The sequence below is a fragment of the Mucilaginibacter sp. genome (assembly GCF_039935595.1).
Classification (GTDB): domain Bacteria; phylum Bacteroidota; class Bacteroidia; order Sphingobacteriales; family Sphingobacteriaceae; genus Mucilaginibacter.
Genome location: NZ_JBDTJZ010000070.1, coordinates 1 through 18,272 on the forward strand (window position 1 = coordinate 1; position 18,272 = coordinate 18,272).

Below are 18,272 nucleotides of genomic sequence, written 5' to 3' on the forward strand. Positions count from 1 at the left end.
GGCCGAGGCCATGTACGAGGTACGCAAGTACGGCGAATCGGTGGAGACGTTTGAGAAGTTTCTGGATATGCCCGAGGCCCGCGAAACCAATGTGTACAACTATGCTAACTACGCTTTAGCTTATGCCGCCTTTGGCGATGAAAAATATAAAAAAGCCGCTAATTACTTTGAACGATTTATACAGGGCGAAGAGAAGGACCAGAACAGCGTTAATGATGCTATTACCCGTATTGGCGACAGCTATTTTGTATTAAAAAGTTATGGTAAGGCACTTGATTATTACGACAGGATAATTGCCCAGCATAGCAAAGGCGAAGATTATGCCCTGTTTCAGCGGGGGATGATACAAGGCTTGCAGGGATCATTAGATACCAAAATAGCCACGCTTAATGATGTGCTGGCTAAATTCCCCGGATCAGACTACGCGGATGATGCCGACTTTGAGATAGCTTATACCTATTTTTTAAAGAACGACGACCAAACCTCAAAAACCAGTTTACTGGCCATGATACAAAAGTACCCGCGCAGCAGTTATATACCCCGCGCGTTGGTTACCATAGGCTTAATTGATTACAACAACCATAATGACGATTTGGCCATTGAATCATTTAAGGAGGTAATAAAAACCTACCCATCAACAGATGAAGCTAAACAGGCCCTTAAACAAATAGAAAAAATATATACCGATAAAGGCGACGCGCAAACCTTTATAACTTATGCGCAAAGCACGCCAATTGGCAATTATTCGGCAGCGCAGCAGGAAAGCATTATGTATACCGCGGCCAACAATCTATACCTGCGTGGCGACTGGCAGGGCACCGTAGGCGCTGTAAACGCTTATTTTGATAAGTTTAATAACAAACCAATATACGAAAAACAGGCAAGGTTTATACGCGCGCAAAGTTTAGTGCAGTTAAATAAAGCTGACGACGCAGTTAACGATTATAACGTGATATTGAACGACTGGACCAGCACCTATACTGAACAATCATTAATTAGCATGGCCAAATTGTATATGGCGCAGAAAAAGTATAACGACGCGGTGGTATTTTTGAAAAAGCTGGAAACCAACGCCGAATATAAAGCCGATTATGCCTTTGCCATAAATAACCTGCTGATATGTTACGCGCAAATGCAGATGCCCGACGATGTGCTTAAATATGTGCAGGAAGTGCGGCTTAACGAAAAATCGGCACAGGAAGATAAGTATAAAACAGGTTTATATGCGGGCCAGGCCTACCTGCAAAAAGGCGATACCACCAGCGCGGTTAACGAGTTTGACTACACGGTGGCTAATACCAAAACCATTGCAGCAGCCGAAGCTAAATATAACCTGGCCAATATTGAATATTTAAAGGGCAAATACAAAGTATCGCAAAAAACGTGTTTTGACCTGGTTAAAGAAATGCCCAACTATGATTACTGGGTAGCCAAAGCCTACATTTTATTAGCAGATAACTATGTTAAGCTAAAGGACGATTTTCAGGCCAAAGCTACGTTGCAAAGTATAATTGACAACTACAAAGGCGACGATGATATTTTAACAACTGCCAAACAAAGGCTGGATGTTTTGTCGCCGCCTAAACTGGTCCCGGCGGGCAGTAATATGAAAACAGATAGTACCGTAACCAAAAAACCATAAACAGGAGAAGAGCAAAATGAAACTAAAATACAACTATACCCTGCTTACCTTATTAATGGTTTTATTAGTAGCTGCAGGTTATGCGCAAAATAAGCCGGCAAAAAAGCATACTGCGAAAAAAACCGTTACTAAACCAATAGTAAAAGCAACTACTAAACCGGCAACTGTAGCCACCAAAAAAGTGGTGGAGGTAAAATCATTAGGTGATGCAGCAGCCAAAACTGCGCCAAGAGACACCACAAAAAAAGGCGGCAATACTCCCGCTAATAACAATGCAAATAATGGCGGCAGCTTATCCGAAGAAATTGTGGTAACCACGGCCTATAAACCCGTATTGGCCGATGCGGTGAAAATTAGACGCAACCCCGAGCTGGAAGATAAAGTGCCCTTTAAAGCGCCGTTAACCTATACCACCATTGATAAAAGGCTTACCCGCGACGAAGATATCAAACAACTGGATGCCATGAAAATGCCCGGCGAGAAAGACTCTGTACTACAAAACAATTACATTAAGCTGGGATTGGGCAATTTAAAAACCACCTATGGCGAAGCCTATATTACCAACGGACGCGACGAGGCCCTGCAGGCCGGTTTATACCTTAAACATTTTGCCCAGGCAGGTAGCTTATACAAACAAAACCAAAGCAAAAACGAGATAGGTATTTTCGGCAAAAGCATTGGGCCGGTAAATGCCTTAAGTGGCAGGATCGACTATAGCAATAATGCCAATTATTTTTATGGTTACGATGGCAGTAATCCGCCGGCTAAGTTAAATGTAGACAGGCAGTACTTTAGCACCCTATCTGCCGAAGGCGAACTGGCTAAAAACTATAAGGATGTAGAGAACGATTTTACCTATGCCGTAAAATTAAAAGGTTACATGTTTAGCAATGCCTTTAGCGCAAAAGAGAATAACATTGTTGTATCTGGCTTTGTAAACCAAACGGTAAGGCAGTTTTACGCGGGCATAAGCGCCTCAATGGATGTAAGCACCCAAAAGGATGCCTTGTACTCGTTAAGCAACAATTTGTTAAGGGTAAACCCTTATATTAAATTTCAGGGTACTAATTACAAAATTGACGCGGGTATTAGTATAGTGGACGAGTTTGGCTTCTCGTCACGCTTCTTTGTGTTCCCGGCGGCTAAAGCCGAGTTACAGGTAATACCCAAATATGTACGCCTGTTTGTGGAGGCCCGCGGCGATGTTAACCGCTCATCTATCCGCGATTTTGCGATGTTAAACCCGTTTATCGGTCAAAACATCAACATAAAAAACTCGGTTGACCAGTTGGATATAAGCGCGGGACTTAAAGGTACCCTTGCACCCGGCTTAAGCTTTAAAGGCACTATCTTCCGCAATAGTATAAAAGATATGCCGCTGCTGGTTAGCAACTTTAATTTTGCCAATGGCGATAACCGTTTCGCGGTTATTTATGATAATGGCCGCGCTCGCGTAACCGGCTTTAACGGAGAGTTGGACTATCGCGCTGGTGATGATGTAAACATATTTGGCCGTACCGAATTTAAAGACTACCAGATGGCCAGCGAAGCCTTAGCCTGGAACCTGCCAAAATTAATAATGACCGCGGGCACCAATATTCATATTAATGATAAGGTAAGTATAAGCGGTACATTGTTGTTTCGCGGCAATGCGCACGACCCATTGGTTGTAGCCGGAAAATACACCACCCTAAACTCGTTTATGGACCTAAGCGGAGGTGTTGATTACAAGGTGACCAAACAGATATCTATTTTTGGCAGGGTAAATAATATTTTAAATTCAACAAATCAAACCTGGATATACTATCCTGAATATGGATTTAATATATTTGGGGGTGCAAGCTATAGCTTTTAGCATGTAGGTATTGTAAACTTGTATTATTTTTAACGGATGGATGTAGGCTTTTATATAAGTGAACTGCTTGAGCAGCGCGGCGACGTAAGCGTACCCGGCTTGGGCTACCTTATACAAGCCCGTGTTGGCGGTTACTACAGCGAAGCCGAACAAAAAATTTATCCGCCGCATAATGAGGTTCAGTTTGAACCCCGCCTGGCAGATGACGATACTACGCTAACCCAGTACATTGCCGATAAAAAAAATATATCGTTAGCATCATCCCAATATTTTACTGAAAAATATATTACCAATTTAAAGCAGGAAGCCTTAACTGCCGAAGTACCCATGGCCAGTATAGGCTCATTTTACTACAAAGGTAACCAACTTGTTTTCAGGCCGGCCCAAAAAATAGCTAATGACGCTGCTTTTTACGGGTTTCAGCCTGTAAAAGCTACCCGGTTAGGATTGGTATCTATACCAAAACCCGCTCCCGAACCCCAATCAGTATATGTACAGCCAGTATTAATACCCGAAAATGCGGAAGAAGATATAGTAGAAGAGGATGAATCATTTTATGAGGAACCCGAATCGCGCAACCTGCTGCGTATATGGCTGCTTTTAATAGGTGTTATTTTTATTGCAGCCGTAGCCGCCTTTGCATTGTACAAATATAAACCGGACACCTTTGAAAAAGTAGTAAGCTGGCGGCCAAACTTTATGCGGTCAAAACCACCGATTAAAGGCGACCTTAAAATCGCTGATAAAAGGGTTGATAGTTCAACCTATGGCCAGCAAATTGATAGCAGCGCCCGCACCGGTGCGGCAACAATGGTAAAAACCGATACAGGTGCTAATAAAGTAGCAATCCCGGCAACTACCCCTACAAAAACAAACGTTACCACCAACCCAACCCCGGCAACACCGGCTGTTAGCGGCGCGATTAATAAACCGGCTATGGCTACTGCTGCCCCACCTGTTAAGGAAGCGGTAAAAACCAAATCGGTTATATTAACAGTGCCCGGACCGCAAAACCCCGTAACTGATAAAACAACAGCACCTAAAACACGTCGGTTTGAAATTATTCTGCAACAAACAGGTACTATGGCTGATGCCAATAACGTTGTTAATGCGTACAAAGCTAAAGGTGTTACGGCACATGTTATTAAAAACGGGGGTAGTATAAAAGTAAGTGTGGGCCCTTACCGCTCCATCAATGATGCGGAAGTGGAAATGGGCAAATTAATAGAAGCCGGGAAGATAACCGACGAATCATATCCAATGGAAATTAAATAATAAAAATGACTTTACTACTTGCACAAGCAGTGACAGACACTGTTCAAAAAATTGCAGATACTGCATCCCAGGCCACACAACAACTGGCGGCCATACCCCAACAAGAACTTCGCTTTGGCGACCTGCTGATAAAAGGCGGCTGGGTAATGTTACCCATTGGTATATTAGCGGTACTGGGACTGGTGATATTTTTTGAACGGTATTTTACCATCCGTAAGGCCTCGAAAAACGAATCGCACCTGATGGTGCAGGTTCGTGAAAGCATCCGCACAGGCAACCTGCAATCCGCTATGGCTATCTGCAAAAACAGCGATTCGCCGCTGGGCCGTATGCTGGCAAAGGGTTTATTGCGCATAGGTCGCCCTATAAAAGATATTGAGGGCGCTATTGAAAATGTGGGCAAACTGGAAGTATCAAAACTGGAAAAAAACATAGGTATATTGGGTATAGTAGCCGGTATCGCGCCCATGTTTGGTTTCTTAGGTACTATTGCCGGGGTAATTAAAATATTTTACGATATATCAAAAACCGATAACATCAGCATGGGTGTTATATCGGGCGGTTTATATGTAAAGATGGTAACATCAGCCGCGGGCCTTTTTGTGGGTATTGTGGCCTACGTATGCTACCATATTTTAAATATGATGGTGGATAAAGTGATACTAAAACTGGAAACCGACGCTATTGAATTTATTGACCTGTTAGAAGAACCCAGCAAATAATGAATTTACGAAAAAGACATAGAGGCGCGGCCGCCGAGGTGCATACCTCGGCCATGAATGACATCATGTTTTTTTTGCTGTTGTTCTTTTTGATCGCGTCGACCGTAACCAACCCGAACGTTATTAAGTTGATGCTGCCCAAATCGTCAACGGGCCAATCAGTATCTAAAAAAACCATAACGGTAGCAGTAACCAAGGATCTTAAATATTACGTTGATAAAAAAGAGGTGCCCATTAGTCAACTACAGCCCACGCTGGCCGCCTATAAACCGTTGGCTACCGAGCTGACCATAGTTTTATACGTTGACCAAACAGTAGCCATACAGGATGTGGTACAGGTAATGGATATAGCACAAAAATTAAATATTAAACTGGTTCTTGCTACTGAGCCAAAGGGATAGTTTGCAGTGGACAGTTTGCAGTTGGCAATGGCCGGTGCAAATACTGCTAACTGCAAACTCAAAACTGCAAACTGACTAATGAACTATCACGAAGAAAATAACTACCCTAAAGCATTTGCAGCTACCGGCATTATACTGGCAGCTATAATGGCTTTATGTTATTTTATTGTATTCACCAATCCGCCGCCACCTGAGGAAGGTACAGGCGGTATATTGGTAAATTATGGCACTACGGATGAAGGCATGGGCAGCGATTATATGAGTACCGAGCAGCCATCCGTTGCCGAAAAAGCCAACAAAACCCGGCCCGACAAAATAACCCCTGCCCCGCCAACCGACCAGAAAACGGCGACCGAAAGCAGCGATAAAAACGTAGTAACCCAAAACACCGAGGACGCGCCGGAGATTGCGGCCAACAGTAAAAAACCGTCGGCTACGGTAACACAGGCTACCAAAGCGGTTGTAAAACCTACTGTTAACCAAAACGCATTGTACAAAGGCCCCAGCAACCATGGCACCGGCGAAGGTGATGGTACCACCAATACCCCCGGCAACCAGGGCAAGCCTACCGGCAGTACGCTTACCAATAACTATAACGGAACAGGATCAGGCAATGGCGGTAATTTAAGCGGACTTGGGCAGCGTAATTTTGTAAATAAGCCCGTTGTAAGTAATGAGGGAAGAATAACCGGTAAAGTAGTGGTGGACATCCATGTAGATAAAAATGGCGACATCATATCGGCCACGGCAGGTGCCCGCGGCACAACCATATCCGATGCGCGTCTGCTGCAAAAATGCGAAGAAGCCGTACGCAACGCCCGCGTAAGCGCTTTAGAAACCGCCCCCGAAACCCAAATTGGGCAGGTAACGTTTGTGTTCAAAGTGAATTAGGTTAGTTGATAGTTCATGGATGATGGTTCATAGTTAACTTACCCTCTCCGCGCGTCATTACGAGCGAGGTACGAGCGTAGTAATCTCTACACGCCAGGGAAGCACGACAGGTCAACATAATTAAAACCCCCAACCGCGTCATTACGAGCGAGGTACGAGCGTAGTAATCTCTACACGACAGGTAGCCAGCATTTTATTAACTTGCATAATGGTATTCAAAAGAGGCGGCTGCGTTTATATCCTGACAAATAAAATGCATACTGTGCTTTATATAGGCGTAACCTCTAATATAATAGGCAGGATATGGGAGCACAAGAATAAACTATATCCAAATAGCTTTACTGCTAAATACAATTGCGATAAATTGGTGTATTACTACTTCTACCCCCATATTGAAGAAGCAATAGCCGAAGAAAAGTCGTTAAAAAACAGAAGCAGAGCATATAAGAATCAATTGATAGGTTCACTTAACCCGGGCTGGAAAGATTTATACGTTTCCATAGAAAGCGACGAACCTATCGTGTAGAGATCACGACGCTGTCGCTCGTGATGACGCGTGGAGAGTTTTTAAGTCTGCAACTACAAGCTATATATTTTACAAAATTTATGGTTAACACATTTTTTCCCTTAGTCCGGATTTACAATATTATAAATCCGGACTAACAGGATCTTGCCACTATAGGCCGGAGGGCTAATGATATTCTTCCCGCGGCAAAGTCGAGAGACGGCGATAAAAAATTAATCAAATAGAAAAATATTAACTAAAAATAGGTTTAACACTTTTTTATAGTAAAAACATATTAAGTAGCTAACAATCAATTATTTAACATAAAAAATCTACAAAATTGTGTTAAACGATGTTAAACGAAATTTGTAAAAAATTCGGCTGGCAATAGTATGGTTATTAAATAATAGTAAAAAAATACAACCAGTTCAGGCGTAATCGCGAGCGGAGTAGTAATGATGTGGGAGTAAATAAATGACATATAAAAACTATAGCTTTGCCCTACCATGATCCATGATCTATCAACCATGATCCAGGAGATTATACAGTTCCCCTCTTGAGAGGGGGCGTGTGAGATAGTGCGACGGCAGGGGTGTGTTATACGCCTGGCAAGACACACCCCTCCGCCCCTCTCTAGAGGGGATTCGCACGAGGCCATTGCTTTTTATACTTCCTATATCATCAACAAAACCATAGCTTTGCCCTACCATGAACCATGATCTATCAACCATGATCCATGAACAACAACCCATGAACTACCAACAAACGCTCAACTACCTTTACACCCAATTACCCGTTTTTACCCGTGTTGGCACCTCAGCCTATAAAGCCGACCTGGACAATACCATTGAGCTTTGCAAACGACTGGATAACCCGCAGCATAAATTTAAAAGCATACACGTAGCGGGCACCAATGGCAAAGGGTCAACCTCGCATATGTTGGCGGCGGTGCTGCAAACGGCGGGTTATAAAACCGGGCTGTATACCTCGCCACATTTAAAGGATTTCCGCGAGCGTATACGCATAAACGGCGAGATGATCAGCGAGGAAACCGTAGTTGATTTTGTGGCCCAACACCGTCAAGATTTTGATGAGATCGCCCCCTCCTTTTTTGAAATGACCGTAGCCCTTGCTTTTGACATTTTCGCGAAAGAGAAGGTGGATATAGCCGTTATTGAAACCGGTTTAGGCGGCAGGTTAGATTCAACAAATATTATTACCCCAATCCTATCCATCATCACCAACATTGGCTGGGACCATATGAATTTGCTGGGCGATACCCTGCCAAAAATAGCTGCCGAAAAAGCGGGTATCATTAAGCCCGGCATTCCCGTCATCATAGGCGAAAAGCAGGACGAGGTAGCCGACGTATTTATCCGCAAAGCGGAAAAAGAAAATGCGCCCATTAGTTTTGCTTCGGAGCTTTTTGAGGCGGAAAAAGCAGAAAGCGGAAAGCAAAAAGCGGAAAGCCATTTGCTTGATGTTAACCTAACCACTCACTACTCACCACTCACTACTCACCACTTACAACTCGACCTAACCGGAACTTATCAGCTTAAAAATTTAAAGACCCTATTGACTGCTATAGATGCACTGCGTTTGCAGGGATATATTATTACTGACGACCATATCAAAACCGCGCTACGGCATGTTAAAACCCTAACCGGGTTGCATGGTCGCTGGGAAACCATTAGCACCAGCCCGTTAACCATTTGCGATACCGGGCATAACCCCGAGGGCATTGCCGAGGTATTAAAAAACATTGCCACCGTAAACTACCAGCAACTACATTTTGTAATAGGCATGGTGAATGATAAGGACATCAGCAAAGTATTGAGTATGCTGCCCAAAAACGCCATCTATTATTTTTGCCGGCCGGATATCCCGCGGGGTTTGGAGGCGGAAAGCTTAAAGCAACAAGCAGAACCTTTTGGCTTACACGGCGAGGTTTACCCATCGGCAAAAGCAGCGTTAACGGGGGCACAAAAAGCCGCCGCCACTGATGACCTGGTTTTTGCCGGCGGCAGTACATTTGTGGTGGCCGAGGTGATTTGATTTATCACAAAAAATTCTATTTTTACGCCAAACCTATAAACACTACAATGAGCACTATTAATTGGGGAATAATTGGTTGCGGCGACGTAACCGAAGTAAAAAGCGGTCCGGCATTTTATAAAGTAGCGGGCAGTAAAGTTATTGCAGCTATGCGCCGCAATGCCGCTAAAGCAGCCGATTTTGCTAAACGACACAACATTGGCAAATGGTATGACGATGGCAGCAAACTGATAAACGATGCCGAAATTAATGCTATTTACATAGCTACTCCGCCGTCATCGCATATTACCTATGCTATTGAATCGATGCAAAAAGGGCATGATGTTTATATTGAAAAACCGATAGCCCTTAATGCCGGCGAAGTACGTAAAATAGCTGAAGTGGCTAAACAAACCGGTTGCAAAGTAAGCATAGCCCATTACCGCCGTGCTATGACCATGTTTTTACATATTAAAGAGTTAATAGAAAACGGCACCATTGGCGAAGTACGCACCGTACAAATGCGTTTATTGCAAAGTGCGGTACCTGAGCTGATAACCCATGTTGAAGATGCCTGGCGCGTAGACCCCGAGGTATCTGGTGGTGGTTATTTTTTTGATATTGCCCCGCACCAGTTGGACATCATGCTTTTTCTGTTTGGCGAGGCACAATATTTTAATGGTTTATCGCTTAACCAATCACATACCAACAAGGTTGATGACCATACAACGGGTACAATATTATTTAAAAACGGCGTAGTATTTAGTGGCGTATGGAGCTTTAACGTTGCCCCTGCCGAGGCTATTGACCAATGCGAAATATTTGGCACCAAGGGCAAAATAGTTTTCCCGGTGTTTGGTAATACTGTTTACTGGAAAAACGAGGATGATGAAAAAAACCTGACCTTTGATCCGGGCGCGCACATTGCCCAGCCTATGGTTGAACAGGTAATTAATTATTTTAATGGCACGCAGCAGCATAACCCCTGCAGTATTGATGATGCCCTGCAATCCATGGAGATACTTAATGCTTTTGCCCAACACAGATAAAAACAAATGTCATTTCGAAACGCAGTGAGAAATCTTATACAAGCGATGAGTATAAGATTTCTCCTCGTACCTCGTTCGAAATGACAATTTATAATTCTGCCTACTTCTTCTTCGGCACCTTTGCCCCTTCTTTTCTGGCCTCTGATAAACCGATAGCTATAGCTTGCTTTTTACTGGTTACTTTTTTACCGCTGCCGCTTTTAAGTTTGCCTTCTTTCATTTCGTGCATGGTTTTTTCAACCTTTTCGCCCGCTTTTTCTGAATATTTTGCCATGATACTAACAATTAGGTGAATGATGTGGTTATACTGCAAAATATTTGCCAAATTTATAGCTGATGGATAGTATTGCAGAAACCGACCTGATTTTAAATGCCGATGGCAGTGCCTACCATTTAAACCTTTTACCGGGCGATGTGGCCGATACCGTTATTACTGTTGGCGATCAGGACCGCGTGGCTGAAATAACCCAATACTTTGACCACATCGAACTAAAAAAAGGCAAGCGCGAATTTATAACACACACGGGTCGTATTGGTAAACAACGGCTAACTGTGCTATCTACCGGTATTGGTACGGATAATATTGATATCGTGCTGAACGAGTTGGACGCGCTGGTGAATGTCGATTTTAAAACCCGTTTACCCAATCCTATTTTAAAAAGTCTGAACATTATCCGCATAGGTACGTCGGGCGCTGTGCAGGCTGATATTCCTGTTGATAGTTTACTGGTATCGTCGGCAGCGTTTGGGTTGGATGCTTTGATGCATTATTATCAACAAGATTTATCCACGCATGAAACTGAACTACTAAGTGTATTTAAAACAATTTTGCCTGCAAATTATGGGTTGTCGCCTTATATCGCATCGGCAGATGCTTCTTTATTAAATAAGCTGGCAACGGGTTTACCACAAGGCATAACCATTACCGCACCCGGATTTTACGCTCCGCAAGGACGACAGGTGAGGGCAATTAATACAATGCCCGAATTATTGGAACTTACACGAAACTTTAATTACAGCAGCCAACGTATAACCAATTTAGAAATGGAAACGGCTGGCATATACGGACTGGCTGCAAGCCTGGGGCATAAAGCCATCTCATTTAATGTGATACTGGCCAACCGCGTTACACAAACATTTAGCAGCCAACCCGCTAAAATTATGGATACTTTTATAAAGGAATTACTTGAACATATTAACCTCAATCTTTAAAACATATAGTTGTAATAGCCGTTTCAACTTATAATATCCCCTCTCGTACTACACATGACTATAAAAAAAATCGACATCCCTTTTTACGAACGTTTTGCCTTAGTAATTATAGGCATAGTAGGTATAGGTTATTTAATTGATGCAGGTAAAGAAATATTGGACCCGTTGGTATTTGGCTTTTTATTTGCCATACTATTGTTGCCTATCGCTAATTTCCTCGAAAAAAAATTGCGTCTGCCGCGCAGTGCATCCTCATTTTTATCTATCATATTGCTGGTTGCATTTATAGGCTGCATTGTTTACCTGGTAAGTAACCAAATATCAAACTTATCGGGCGATTGGCCCATGCTTAAAAAGCAGATAGCAGAATCAATAGAAAACATTAAGCACTGGTTGCAATATGCCTTTAATATTGACACCGACGAGCAAACGGAATATGTAACCAATACCACCCGAAAAATCATGTCATCGGGCGGAGCGGTTATAAGTACCACATTTGGCGCGGTATCATCGTTGGCGCTTTTTTACTTATTTATCATCGTATTTACCTTTTTCATATTGTTTTACCGCAGGCTGCTTTACTTTTTTATATTATCGGTTTTTAGTAAGGAGCATGAGGTTGTGGTAAAGGATATCATCCTGAACATTCAGAATATATTAAGGCAATACATATTGGGCTTGCTTATAGAGATGGTGGTAGTTGCCGGCGTAGCCTGCGCCCTGTTTTGGATAATAGGTATAAAGTACGCCGCCTTATTGGGATTACTTGTGGGGCTTTTTAATATTATCCCCTACCTGGGTATTTTTACCGCTTTATTATTATGCGTATTAATAACTTTTGCCACCGGCTCCATAAATAACGTGGTATGGGTAGGCATAAGCGTAATAAGCATACATGCTATTGATGCAAATGTGCTGCTGCCAACCATAGTAGGATCAAAAGTACGGCTAAACGCGTTGATAACTTTTTTGGGGATAGTTTTGGGCGAAATGATATGGGGCCTGTCGGGTATGTTTTTATCCATCCCGGTAATAGCCATAGCCAAAATTGTTATGGACAGGATTGAACACCTTAAACCCTGGGGCTACCTGTTGGGCGGCGATTATGAGTACAAGCCCTCGGCAGAGAAAAAGATGAAGACCGAATAGCTATTTTATAGCGTGATAAATACGTATAAACAGCGTAATGCCATAAATTAGCAAAACAACAGTATTTAATACCAGCAGCCAGTTTAAATCAACCGCCTTATATTTTTTAATGCTGCATAATACAAACAGAGCTATAAAGCCCAGCATTAACAGCACCGGGAATACGAGTGTCCATTTATTAGGGACGGTTAAATATAATTGGCCTAGTTTGCTATTGTCACCCTGCAAAAACGGAACAAGAGCAATACATAAAAATATCAGGAACAAACGGGTAGCTGTTTTCGCGGCAATTTGGCTGGTTTTCATAATTCAGCAAAATTACTTTTAAATTTATTGGCCTAATATAATTACATGAAATTTAAACACGCGGTATTATTTGCCTTATTGGCTTTCTTTATTAGTTCTGTTTCGGCGCAAACACGGTCGTTCAAAATTGTACCGCTTGGTGTTTTAGGGGGGATAGACGAAAGCAACCTATCCGCCTATATGATTGCCCCTACCAGCAGTAATAACTATATATGTTTAGACGCAGGTACTCTGCATTATGGCATTGAAAAAGCTATAGCCAATAAAGTATTTACCATCCCTGCCGATGAGGTACTTAAAAAATACATCAAGGGTTATTTTATATCACATGCGCACCTTGACCATATTGCCGGCCTCATTATTAACTCGCCCAATGATACCAACAAAAACATCTACGCCTTTGCTGATTGTATAAATACCATAAAAACCCATTACTTTACCCCAACAAGCTGGAGTAATTTTGGCAATGAGGGCGAGGCACCTATCCTGAATAAATACACCTATCATGTACTTAAACCCGCAACAGAAATCACTGTTGATAATACATCATTAACGGTAACTGCTTTCCCGCTCAGCCATGCAAATTTAACCAGCACCGCATTTTTGGTTAAAAATAAGGACTCATATTTGTTATACCTGGGCGATACCGGAAGCGACGAAATTGAAAAAAGCAATAACCTTCAAAACCTATGGCAAACTATAGCCCCGCTGATAAAAAGTAAGCAGTTAAAGGCCATCATGATCGAGGTTTCTTTTCCTGATGAGCACCCTGACAAATCATTATTTGGTCACCTTACCCCGCGTCTGCTTATGGCCGAGATGGATAAACTTAGAGGACTTAGTGGTAAAGCGGCAATGAAGAATTTAAATGTGGTAATTACCCATTTAAAACCACCGGTAAAAAGTATCGCTAAAATCAAAAAACAGCTTGCAGCCGAAAATAAACTGAGGCTGCATTTAATATATCCGGTACAGGGTAGGGTGTTGGGTTTTTGATTAGAAAATCATATTACCAAAATCTATCCAATTCATTAAACCGCTGTCCTTTCGAACATAGTGAGAAAACTATACATATTCCACGTAGCATATGTATAGATTTCTCCTCGTTCCTCGTCGAAATGACAAACGTTTTTGGTTTGGATAAACCCCTTTTCTACCGAAAGCGACGCCTGACAGACATCATCTGCATATCAGCATATTCACACATCTGCACATCTTTTAGCTATCTTTACACTTAAATATGAAATACCTGCGCCTGCTTTTGTTTCCATTCTCAATAGTATATGGATTGGTAGTTGTAATACGCAACTGGCTTTATGACGCAGGCCTATTTAAGAGCCAGCAGTTTACCATCCCGGTTATTGTGGTGGGTAACTTAGAGGTTGGTGGCGCGGGCAAAAGCCCCATGACGGAGTATCTTATCCGTTTATTAAAAACAGATAAGAAACTGGCTACCCTTAGTCGCGGTTATGGCCGTGAAACCAGGGGCTATTTAGTTGCTGATACGGGAGCGACCGCAAACCAAATTGGCGACGAGCCCGCACAGTTCAAACAAAAATTTCCGGATGTTACCGTTGCCGTTTGCGAGGACAGGGTACATGGCATACAACAACTACAGCCGCATCATAATTTAATTTTATTGGACGATGCCTATCAGCATAGAGCGGTTGCCCCCGCCTTAAGCATTTTATTGTTTGATTATAACAACATTACCAAACCCAAACTATTATTACCGGCGGGCGACCTGCGCGAACCGTTTAGCGGCCGCTGGCGGGCAGATATAATAGTTGTAACCAAATGCCCGGAGGATATAGACCAACAAAAACAGGACACAATTGCCGCTATTATAAAACCATTACCGTATCAGCAATTATTTTTTACAGCTATAACTTATTACAACCTACAGGATATGGATGGTAAAGTAAATACTATGGTTATTGATGCTAATACTACCGTATTTTTATTAACGGGTATTGCCAACTCAAGGCCATTGGTACAACATCTTGAAAAATATAGGCCCGATATTATTCATCATAATTATCCCGATCATCATCAGTTTACGTTAAAAAATATCAGTAAACTTGCCGATGATTTTGAAGGCTGTGCGTCACAAAAAAAAGTAATTATTACAACAGAAAAGGATGCGCAGCGTTTACGTGTACAGCAACTGTTGCCGATAGTTAATAAATTGCCTGTTTTGGTGATACCGATAGGCATTAAATTTTTAAATAACCAGGGCGAAAGCTTTGATCAGTCAGTAAAAAAATATGTTAGAGAATATACAGAGCACCACCAACTACATTAAAAGCCGCATTGGCGATTTTGAACCCGAAGTGGGTATAATTTTAGGTACCGGGCTGGGTGCATTAGTTAATGAAATAGAGGTAGAAAAACAGATGATGTATTCAAACATCCCTGATTTTCCTATATCAACGCTCGAGTTCCACTCGGGTAAATTAATTTTTGGTACGCTGGCCGGCAAAAAAGTGGTGGCTATGCAAGGGCGACTGCATTATTACGAAGGTTATACTATGCAGCAAATTACCTTCCCGGTAAGGGTAATGAAAATGCTGGGCATAAAAACCCTGCTGGTATCAAACGCCAGCGGCGCGTTAAACCCATCCTATAAAAAAGGCGACCTGATGATTATTGAAGATCATATTAATTTGCAGCCTGATAATCCTTTATTGGGTCGCAACGAAGATGCGCTGGGACCACGTTTTCCGGATATGAGCCAGCCTTATAAATGGAACCTGATTGATAAGGGCCTTGATATTGCTATGTCTAATAAAATTACCTGCCACAAAGGAGTATATGTTGCCGTAACCGGCCCTAACCTTGAAACCAGGGCCGAGTACAAATATTTACGCATAATAGGCGGCGATGCCGTAGGCATGAGCACCGTGCCCGAGGTTATTGTGGCCAACCACATGGGCCTGCCGGTTTTTGCCATATCGGTTTTAACAGATGAGGGTTTTCCTGAGATTTTAAAACCTGTATCGGTTGAAGAAATAATAGCTGTGGCCCAGCAGGCCGAGCCTAAAATGACATTAATACTTAAAAATTTGATAGCCGGGCTTTAATGGGTTATAAACAGCTTAAATATTTATTGTTATTATTAATTTGCGTATGCGCACATACAGCCTTTGCGCAATTTACCAACCCTGGCTTTGGTAATGGTGCCGGCGCGCAAAACCAAAACCCCTTTACACGCGATACGGTGAGAAAGCCCCAAGTTCAGCTTACCGGCGACCAATTGCTGGATACCCTGCGCAAGCAGGAAGAAGGCCGCCACGACTCGGTTGAGTTTAGCTCAAAAATGATACGTGTAACCAATGAGCGTTTATTGAATGACAGTACACAGGTATTCCCGCTGGATACGGGTATAACCGATTTTGAAAATTACAGTCTGCTGTACAAACCTAAAACACCCAAAATAAGCTTGGGCGGTACCGGTTTTGCGGCCCGCAGCCTGCTGTTTGAGCCATCGCGTACCATTGGTTTTGATGTGGGCCTGCATGCGCTTGATGTTTATTTATTAAGCCCTCAGGATATACAATATTACCGGGCGCGCGTACCTATAACCATACTCTCTTTAGTAACCGGGGGTAAAACCGAGCAGATATTTAAAATAATACATACCCAAAATATTAAACCTAACTGGAATGTTGGCTTCAATCTTAATTTTGCAGGCTCAAAAGGATTTTATAGCTATACCGTTTTGGGCCAAAATGTTAGCCAGTTAAACGCTGCTGTTTTTACTTGGTACGAATCAAAAAACAAACGATATAATTTACTGGCTAACCTTAATTTTAATAATTTAAAGTCGCCCGAAACTGGGTCGATATTAAAAGATACCATTTTTACAGGCACACCATCTATTGATAAATCTACCGAAGCGGTACGTTTACCTTATACCTACGAAAACTGGAAAACCAGTGGCTTTTATGTTAAGCAGTTTTATTATATAGGCCGTATTGATACACTGCGGCAAAAAGATGCTGCCAACATATTACCCACCCAGCGCGTGGCTTATACCTTGAATTATAATGTACAGAAATATAATTTCATACAAAATGACCCCGACACCTACGGTGTGTTTCCTGACTATTATTATGGCATTAACCGGTCGAGAGACTCGTTAACGGTACAGCATATACAAAACGATTTTTCGTATAGTTTTTACCTGCGGGGTAAATCGAACAAGTTTGTAAAAAATGAGTTTAAGCTGGATCTGGGCCTTACGCACGACTTGTACACCTACTCGCAGTTTGTAAGCGATAGCACCGTAAACCAGGGGGGTGTTAAAATAAAACAAATGGACCAGAAGCGGGGCTCAACATTTCAAAACATAACGCTTAAGGCCCGCTTTAGCTACCGCTTTAGCGACAAGGTTGGGCTTGAAGGCAATTTTAACCAAATAGCAGCCGGGCGTAATTTTGGCGACTTTTTGTATGATGCCAAACTATTACTGGCAGGCAGCCGCAAGGCAGGTAAAATTATTTTAGGCGGATATGTGCAAAGCAGTTCGCCAGGGTTGGTTTATACCGATTGGGTATCCAATCATTATATTTTTCATAATACCTTTAAAAATCAAAAAACAACCAGCGTATCCTTTAATTATATGAATGACGCGGTGCAGGTTGACCTGAAAGCCGAGTATTTTCTGATAAGTGATTATCTATATTTTGCCTCGCCAGCCGGGGGCAATGATGCCACGCCGCAGCAGTTGGGCAGCCCTATAAACCTGTTTAAGCTAAGCCTGGGCAAAAACCTTACCTACCATAAATGGCATTTTGACAATTTTGTGGTTTACGAAAAATCAGATTACCAAAACACCCTGCGCATTCCTGAGGTATATACCTATACCAGCTTATATTATAATACCTTTTTATTTAATGTACTGCATACATCGCTGGGTACTAATATCAGGTTCAACACGTCGTATTTAGCACCATCATACGCGGTGGGATTAGGGCAGTTTTACAATGGCAACAATATAACTTTCTCGTCCTACCCTATTGCTACCGTATTTATAAAAGCCACGTTACAGCGTACCAACTTATTTGTTGGGTATGATTATGTTAACCAGGGCATATTTAGCAAAGGGTACTACACTGTTAACCGCTACCCGCAACAGGACAGGCAATTAAAGTTTGGGGTGAGTTGGACTTTCTTTAATTGAGTTGGCAGTTACCAGCATGCAGTTTGCAGTTTAACATTTCTGGAAA

The 18,272-nt window shown here is 42.3% G+C and carries 17 protein-coding genes; 15 read left to right on the top strand and 2 right to left on the bottom strand.

The genetic code is table 11. From position 1 onward, the window contains the following. The 9 genes from ABI367_RS04115 to ABI367_RS04155 all read left to right on the top strand — a co-directional run. The coding region (locus ABI367_RS04115) for a tetratricopeptide repeat protein (RefSeq protein WP_462228789.1) at nucleotides 1-1,642 on the top strand (1,642 nt) is incomplete at its 5' end. 16 nt (nucleotides 1,643-1,658) lie between these two features. Next, nucleotides 1,659-3,497, top strand: a complete 1,839-nt coding sequence (locus ABI367_RS04120) for a hypothetical protein (RefSeq protein WP_462228791.1) — start codon at nucleotides 1,659-1,661, stop codon at nucleotides 3,495-3,497. Nucleotides 3,498-3,533: 36 nt separating this feature from the next. Beyond that, a complete protein-coding gene (locus tag ABI367_RS04125) occupies nucleotides 3,534-4,772 on the top strand; it encodes an HU domain-containing protein (protein WP_462228793.1) in 1,239 nt (412 codons plus the stop codon). A gap of 5 nt (nucleotides 4,773-4,777) precedes the next feature. Then, entirely contained in the window at nucleotides 4,778-5,494 is a 717-nt protein-coding gene (locus ABI367_RS04130) for a MotA/TolQ/ExbB proton channel family protein (RefSeq protein ID WP_462228794.1), read from the top strand. Next, entirely contained in the window at nucleotides 5,494-5,895 is a 402-nt protein-coding gene (locus tag ABI367_RS04135; RefSeq protein WP_462228797.1) for an ExbD/TolR family protein, read from the top strand. The genes ABI367_RS04130 and ABI367_RS04135 overlap by 1 nt, the downstream gene beginning before the upstream one ends. A gap of 78 nt (nucleotides 5,896-5,973) precedes the next feature. Next, nucleotides 5,974-6,786: an energy transducer TonB family protein gene (locus ABI367_RS04140; protein WP_462228799.1), complete on the top strand. Its 813-nt coding sequence runs from the start codon at nucleotides 5,974-5,976 to the stop codon at nucleotides 6,784-6,786. Between the two features lie 208 nt (nucleotides 6,787-6,994). Continuing rightward, nucleotides 6,995-7,312: a GIY-YIG nuclease family protein gene (locus ABI367_RS04145; protein ID WP_462228800.1), complete on the top strand. Its 318-nt coding sequence runs from the start codon at nucleotides 6,995-6,997 to the stop codon at nucleotides 7,310-7,312. A 687-nt stretch (nucleotides 7,313-7,999) separates the two neighbouring features. Continuing rightward, complete coding sequence (locus ABI367_RS04150) at nucleotides 8,000-9,346, top strand: bifunctional folylpolyglutamate synthase/dihydrofolate synthase (protein ID WP_462228802.1); 1,347 nt, start codon at nucleotides 8,000-8,002, stop codon at nucleotides 9,344-9,346. A 47-nt stretch (nucleotides 9,347-9,393) separates the two neighbouring features. Next, the gene (locus ABI367_RS04155) at nucleotides 9,394-10,374 is read left to right on the top strand and encodes a Gfo/Idh/MocA family protein (protein ID WP_462228804.1); all 981 of its coding nucleotides are present in this window, start codon (nucleotides 9,394-9,396) and stop codon (nucleotides 10,372-10,374) included. A gap of 100 nt (nucleotides 10,375-10,474) precedes the next feature. On the opposite strand, the gene ABI367_RS04160 is transcribed toward ABI367_RS04155, so the two are convergent. Beyond that, complete coding sequence (locus tag ABI367_RS04160; RefSeq protein ID WP_167437800.1) at nucleotides 10,475-10,648, bottom strand: DUF6496 domain-containing protein; 174 nt, start codon at nucleotides 10,646-10,648, stop codon at nucleotides 10,475-10,477. Nucleotides 10,649-10,710: 62 nt separating this feature from the next. On the opposite strand from ABI367_RS04160, the gene ABI367_RS04165 reads away from it, so the two are divergent. Continuing rightward, nucleotides 10,711-11,586, top strand: a complete 876-nt coding sequence (locus ABI367_RS04165; RefSeq protein ID WP_462228807.1) for a nucleoside phosphorylase — start codon at nucleotides 10,711-10,713, stop codon at nucleotides 11,584-11,586. A 54-nt stretch (nucleotides 11,587-11,640) separates the two neighbouring features. Further along, entirely contained in the window at nucleotides 11,641-12,735 is a 1,095-nt protein-coding gene (locus tag ABI367_RS04170) for an AI-2E family transporter (RefSeq protein WP_462228809.1), read from the top strand. Here the strand turns inward: ABI367_RS04170 and ABI367_RS04175 are convergent, their stop codons facing one another. Further along, a complete protein-coding gene (locus ABI367_RS04175) occupies nucleotides 12,736-13,041 on the bottom strand; it encodes a hypothetical protein (RefSeq protein WP_462228811.1) in 306 nt (101 codons plus the stop codon). Between the two features lie 45 nt (nucleotides 13,042-13,086). On the opposite strand from ABI367_RS04175, the gene ABI367_RS04180 reads away from it, so the two are divergent. From ABI367_RS04180 to ABI367_RS04195, 4 genes are all read left to right on the top strand, one after another. Further along, on the top strand, nucleotides 13,087-14,037 hold the full coding sequence (locus ABI367_RS04180) for an MBL fold metallo-hydrolase (protein ID WP_462228812.1): 951 nt from the start codon (nucleotides 13,087-13,089) through the stop codon (nucleotides 14,035-14,037). Between the two features lie 244 nt (nucleotides 14,038-14,281). Then, nucleotides 14,282-15,346 (top strand): tetraacyldisaccharide 4'-kinase, encoded by a 1,065-nt coding sequence (lpxK, locus tag ABI367_RS04185; protein ID WP_462228814.1) that lies wholly within the window; start codon nucleotides 14,282-14,284, stop codon nucleotides 15,344-15,346. Then, nucleotides 15,309-16,124, top strand: a complete 816-nt coding sequence (locus tag ABI367_RS04190; RefSeq protein WP_462228816.1) for a purine-nucleoside phosphorylase — start codon at nucleotides 15,309-15,311, stop codon at nucleotides 16,122-16,124. Before lpxK ends, ABI367_RS04190 begins: the two co-directional genes overlap by 38 nt. Beyond that, entirely contained in the window at nucleotides 16,124-18,226 is a 2,103-nt protein-coding gene (locus ABI367_RS04195; RefSeq protein ID WP_462228818.1) for a putative porin, read from the top strand. The genes ABI367_RS04190 and ABI367_RS04195 overlap by 1 nt, the downstream gene beginning before the upstream one ends. The last annotated feature ends 46 nt before the right edge of the window (nucleotides 18,227-18,272 follow it).

What these genes read in the sequence shown, in the direction of transcription:
- ABI367_RS04125 (WP_462228793.1), top strand. Translation starts at nt 3,534, where the DNA reads ATGGATGTAGGCTTTTATATAAGTGAACTGCTTGAGCAGCGCGGCGAC.
- ABI367_RS04175 (WP_462228811.1), bottom strand. Translation starts at nt 13,041, where the DNA reads ATGAAAACCAGCCAAATTGCCGCGAAAACAGCTACCCGTTTGTTCCTG.
- ABI367_RS04165 (WP_462228807.1), top strand. Translation starts at nt 10,711, where the DNA reads ATGGATAGTATTGCAGAAACCGACCTGATTTTAAATGCCGATGGCAGT.
- ABI367_RS04145 (WP_462228800.1), top strand. Translation starts at nt 6,995, where the DNA reads ATGGTATTCAAAAGAGGCGGCTGCGTTTATATCCTGACAAATAAAATG.
- ABI367_RS04150 (WP_462228802.1), top strand. Translation starts at nt 8,000, where the DNA reads ATGAACCATGATCTATCAACCATGATCCATGAACAACAACCCATGAAC.
- ABI367_RS04140 (WP_462228799.1), top strand. Translation starts at nt 5,974, where the DNA reads ATGAACTATCACGAAGAAAATAACTACCCTAAAGCATTTGCAGCTACC.
- ABI367_RS04160 (WP_167437800.1), bottom strand. Translation starts at nt 10,648, where the DNA reads ATGGCAAAATATTCAGAAAAAGCGGGCGAAAAGGTTGAAAAAACCATG.
- ABI367_RS04120 (WP_462228791.1), top strand. Translation starts at nt 1,659, where the DNA reads ATGAAACTAAAATACAACTATACCCTGCTTACCTTATTAATGGTTTTA.
- ABI367_RS04135 (WP_462228797.1), top strand. Translation starts at nt 5,494, where the DNA reads ATGAATTTACGAAAAAGACATAGAGGCGCGGCCGCCGAGGTGCATACC.
- ABI367_RS04190 (WP_462228816.1), top strand. Translation starts at nt 15,309, where the DNA reads ATGTTAGAGAATATACAGAGCACCACCAACTACATTAAAAGCCGCATT.
- ABI367_RS04170 (WP_462228809.1), top strand. Translation starts at nt 11,641, where the DNA reads ATGACTATAAAAAAAATCGACATCCCTTTTTACGAACGTTTTGCCTTA.
- ABI367_RS04195 (WP_462228818.1), top strand. Translation starts at nt 16,124, where the DNA reads ATGGGTTATAAACAGCTTAAATATTTATTGTTATTATTAATTTGCGTA.
- ABI367_RS04130 (WP_462228794.1), top strand. Translation starts at nt 4,778, where the DNA reads ATGACTTTACTACTTGCACAAGCAGTGACAGACACTGTTCAAAAAATT.
- ABI367_RS04155 (WP_462228804.1), top strand. Translation starts at nt 9,394, where the DNA reads ATGAGCACTATTAATTGGGGAATAATTGGTTGCGGCGACGTAACCGAA.
- lpxK (WP_462228814.1), top strand. Translation starts at nt 14,282, where the DNA reads ATGAAATACCTGCGCCTGCTTTTGTTTCCATTCTCAATAGTATATGGA.
- ABI367_RS04180 (WP_462228812.1), top strand. Translation starts at nt 13,087, where the DNA reads ATGAAATTTAAACACGCGGTATTATTTGCCTTATTGGCTTTCTTTATT.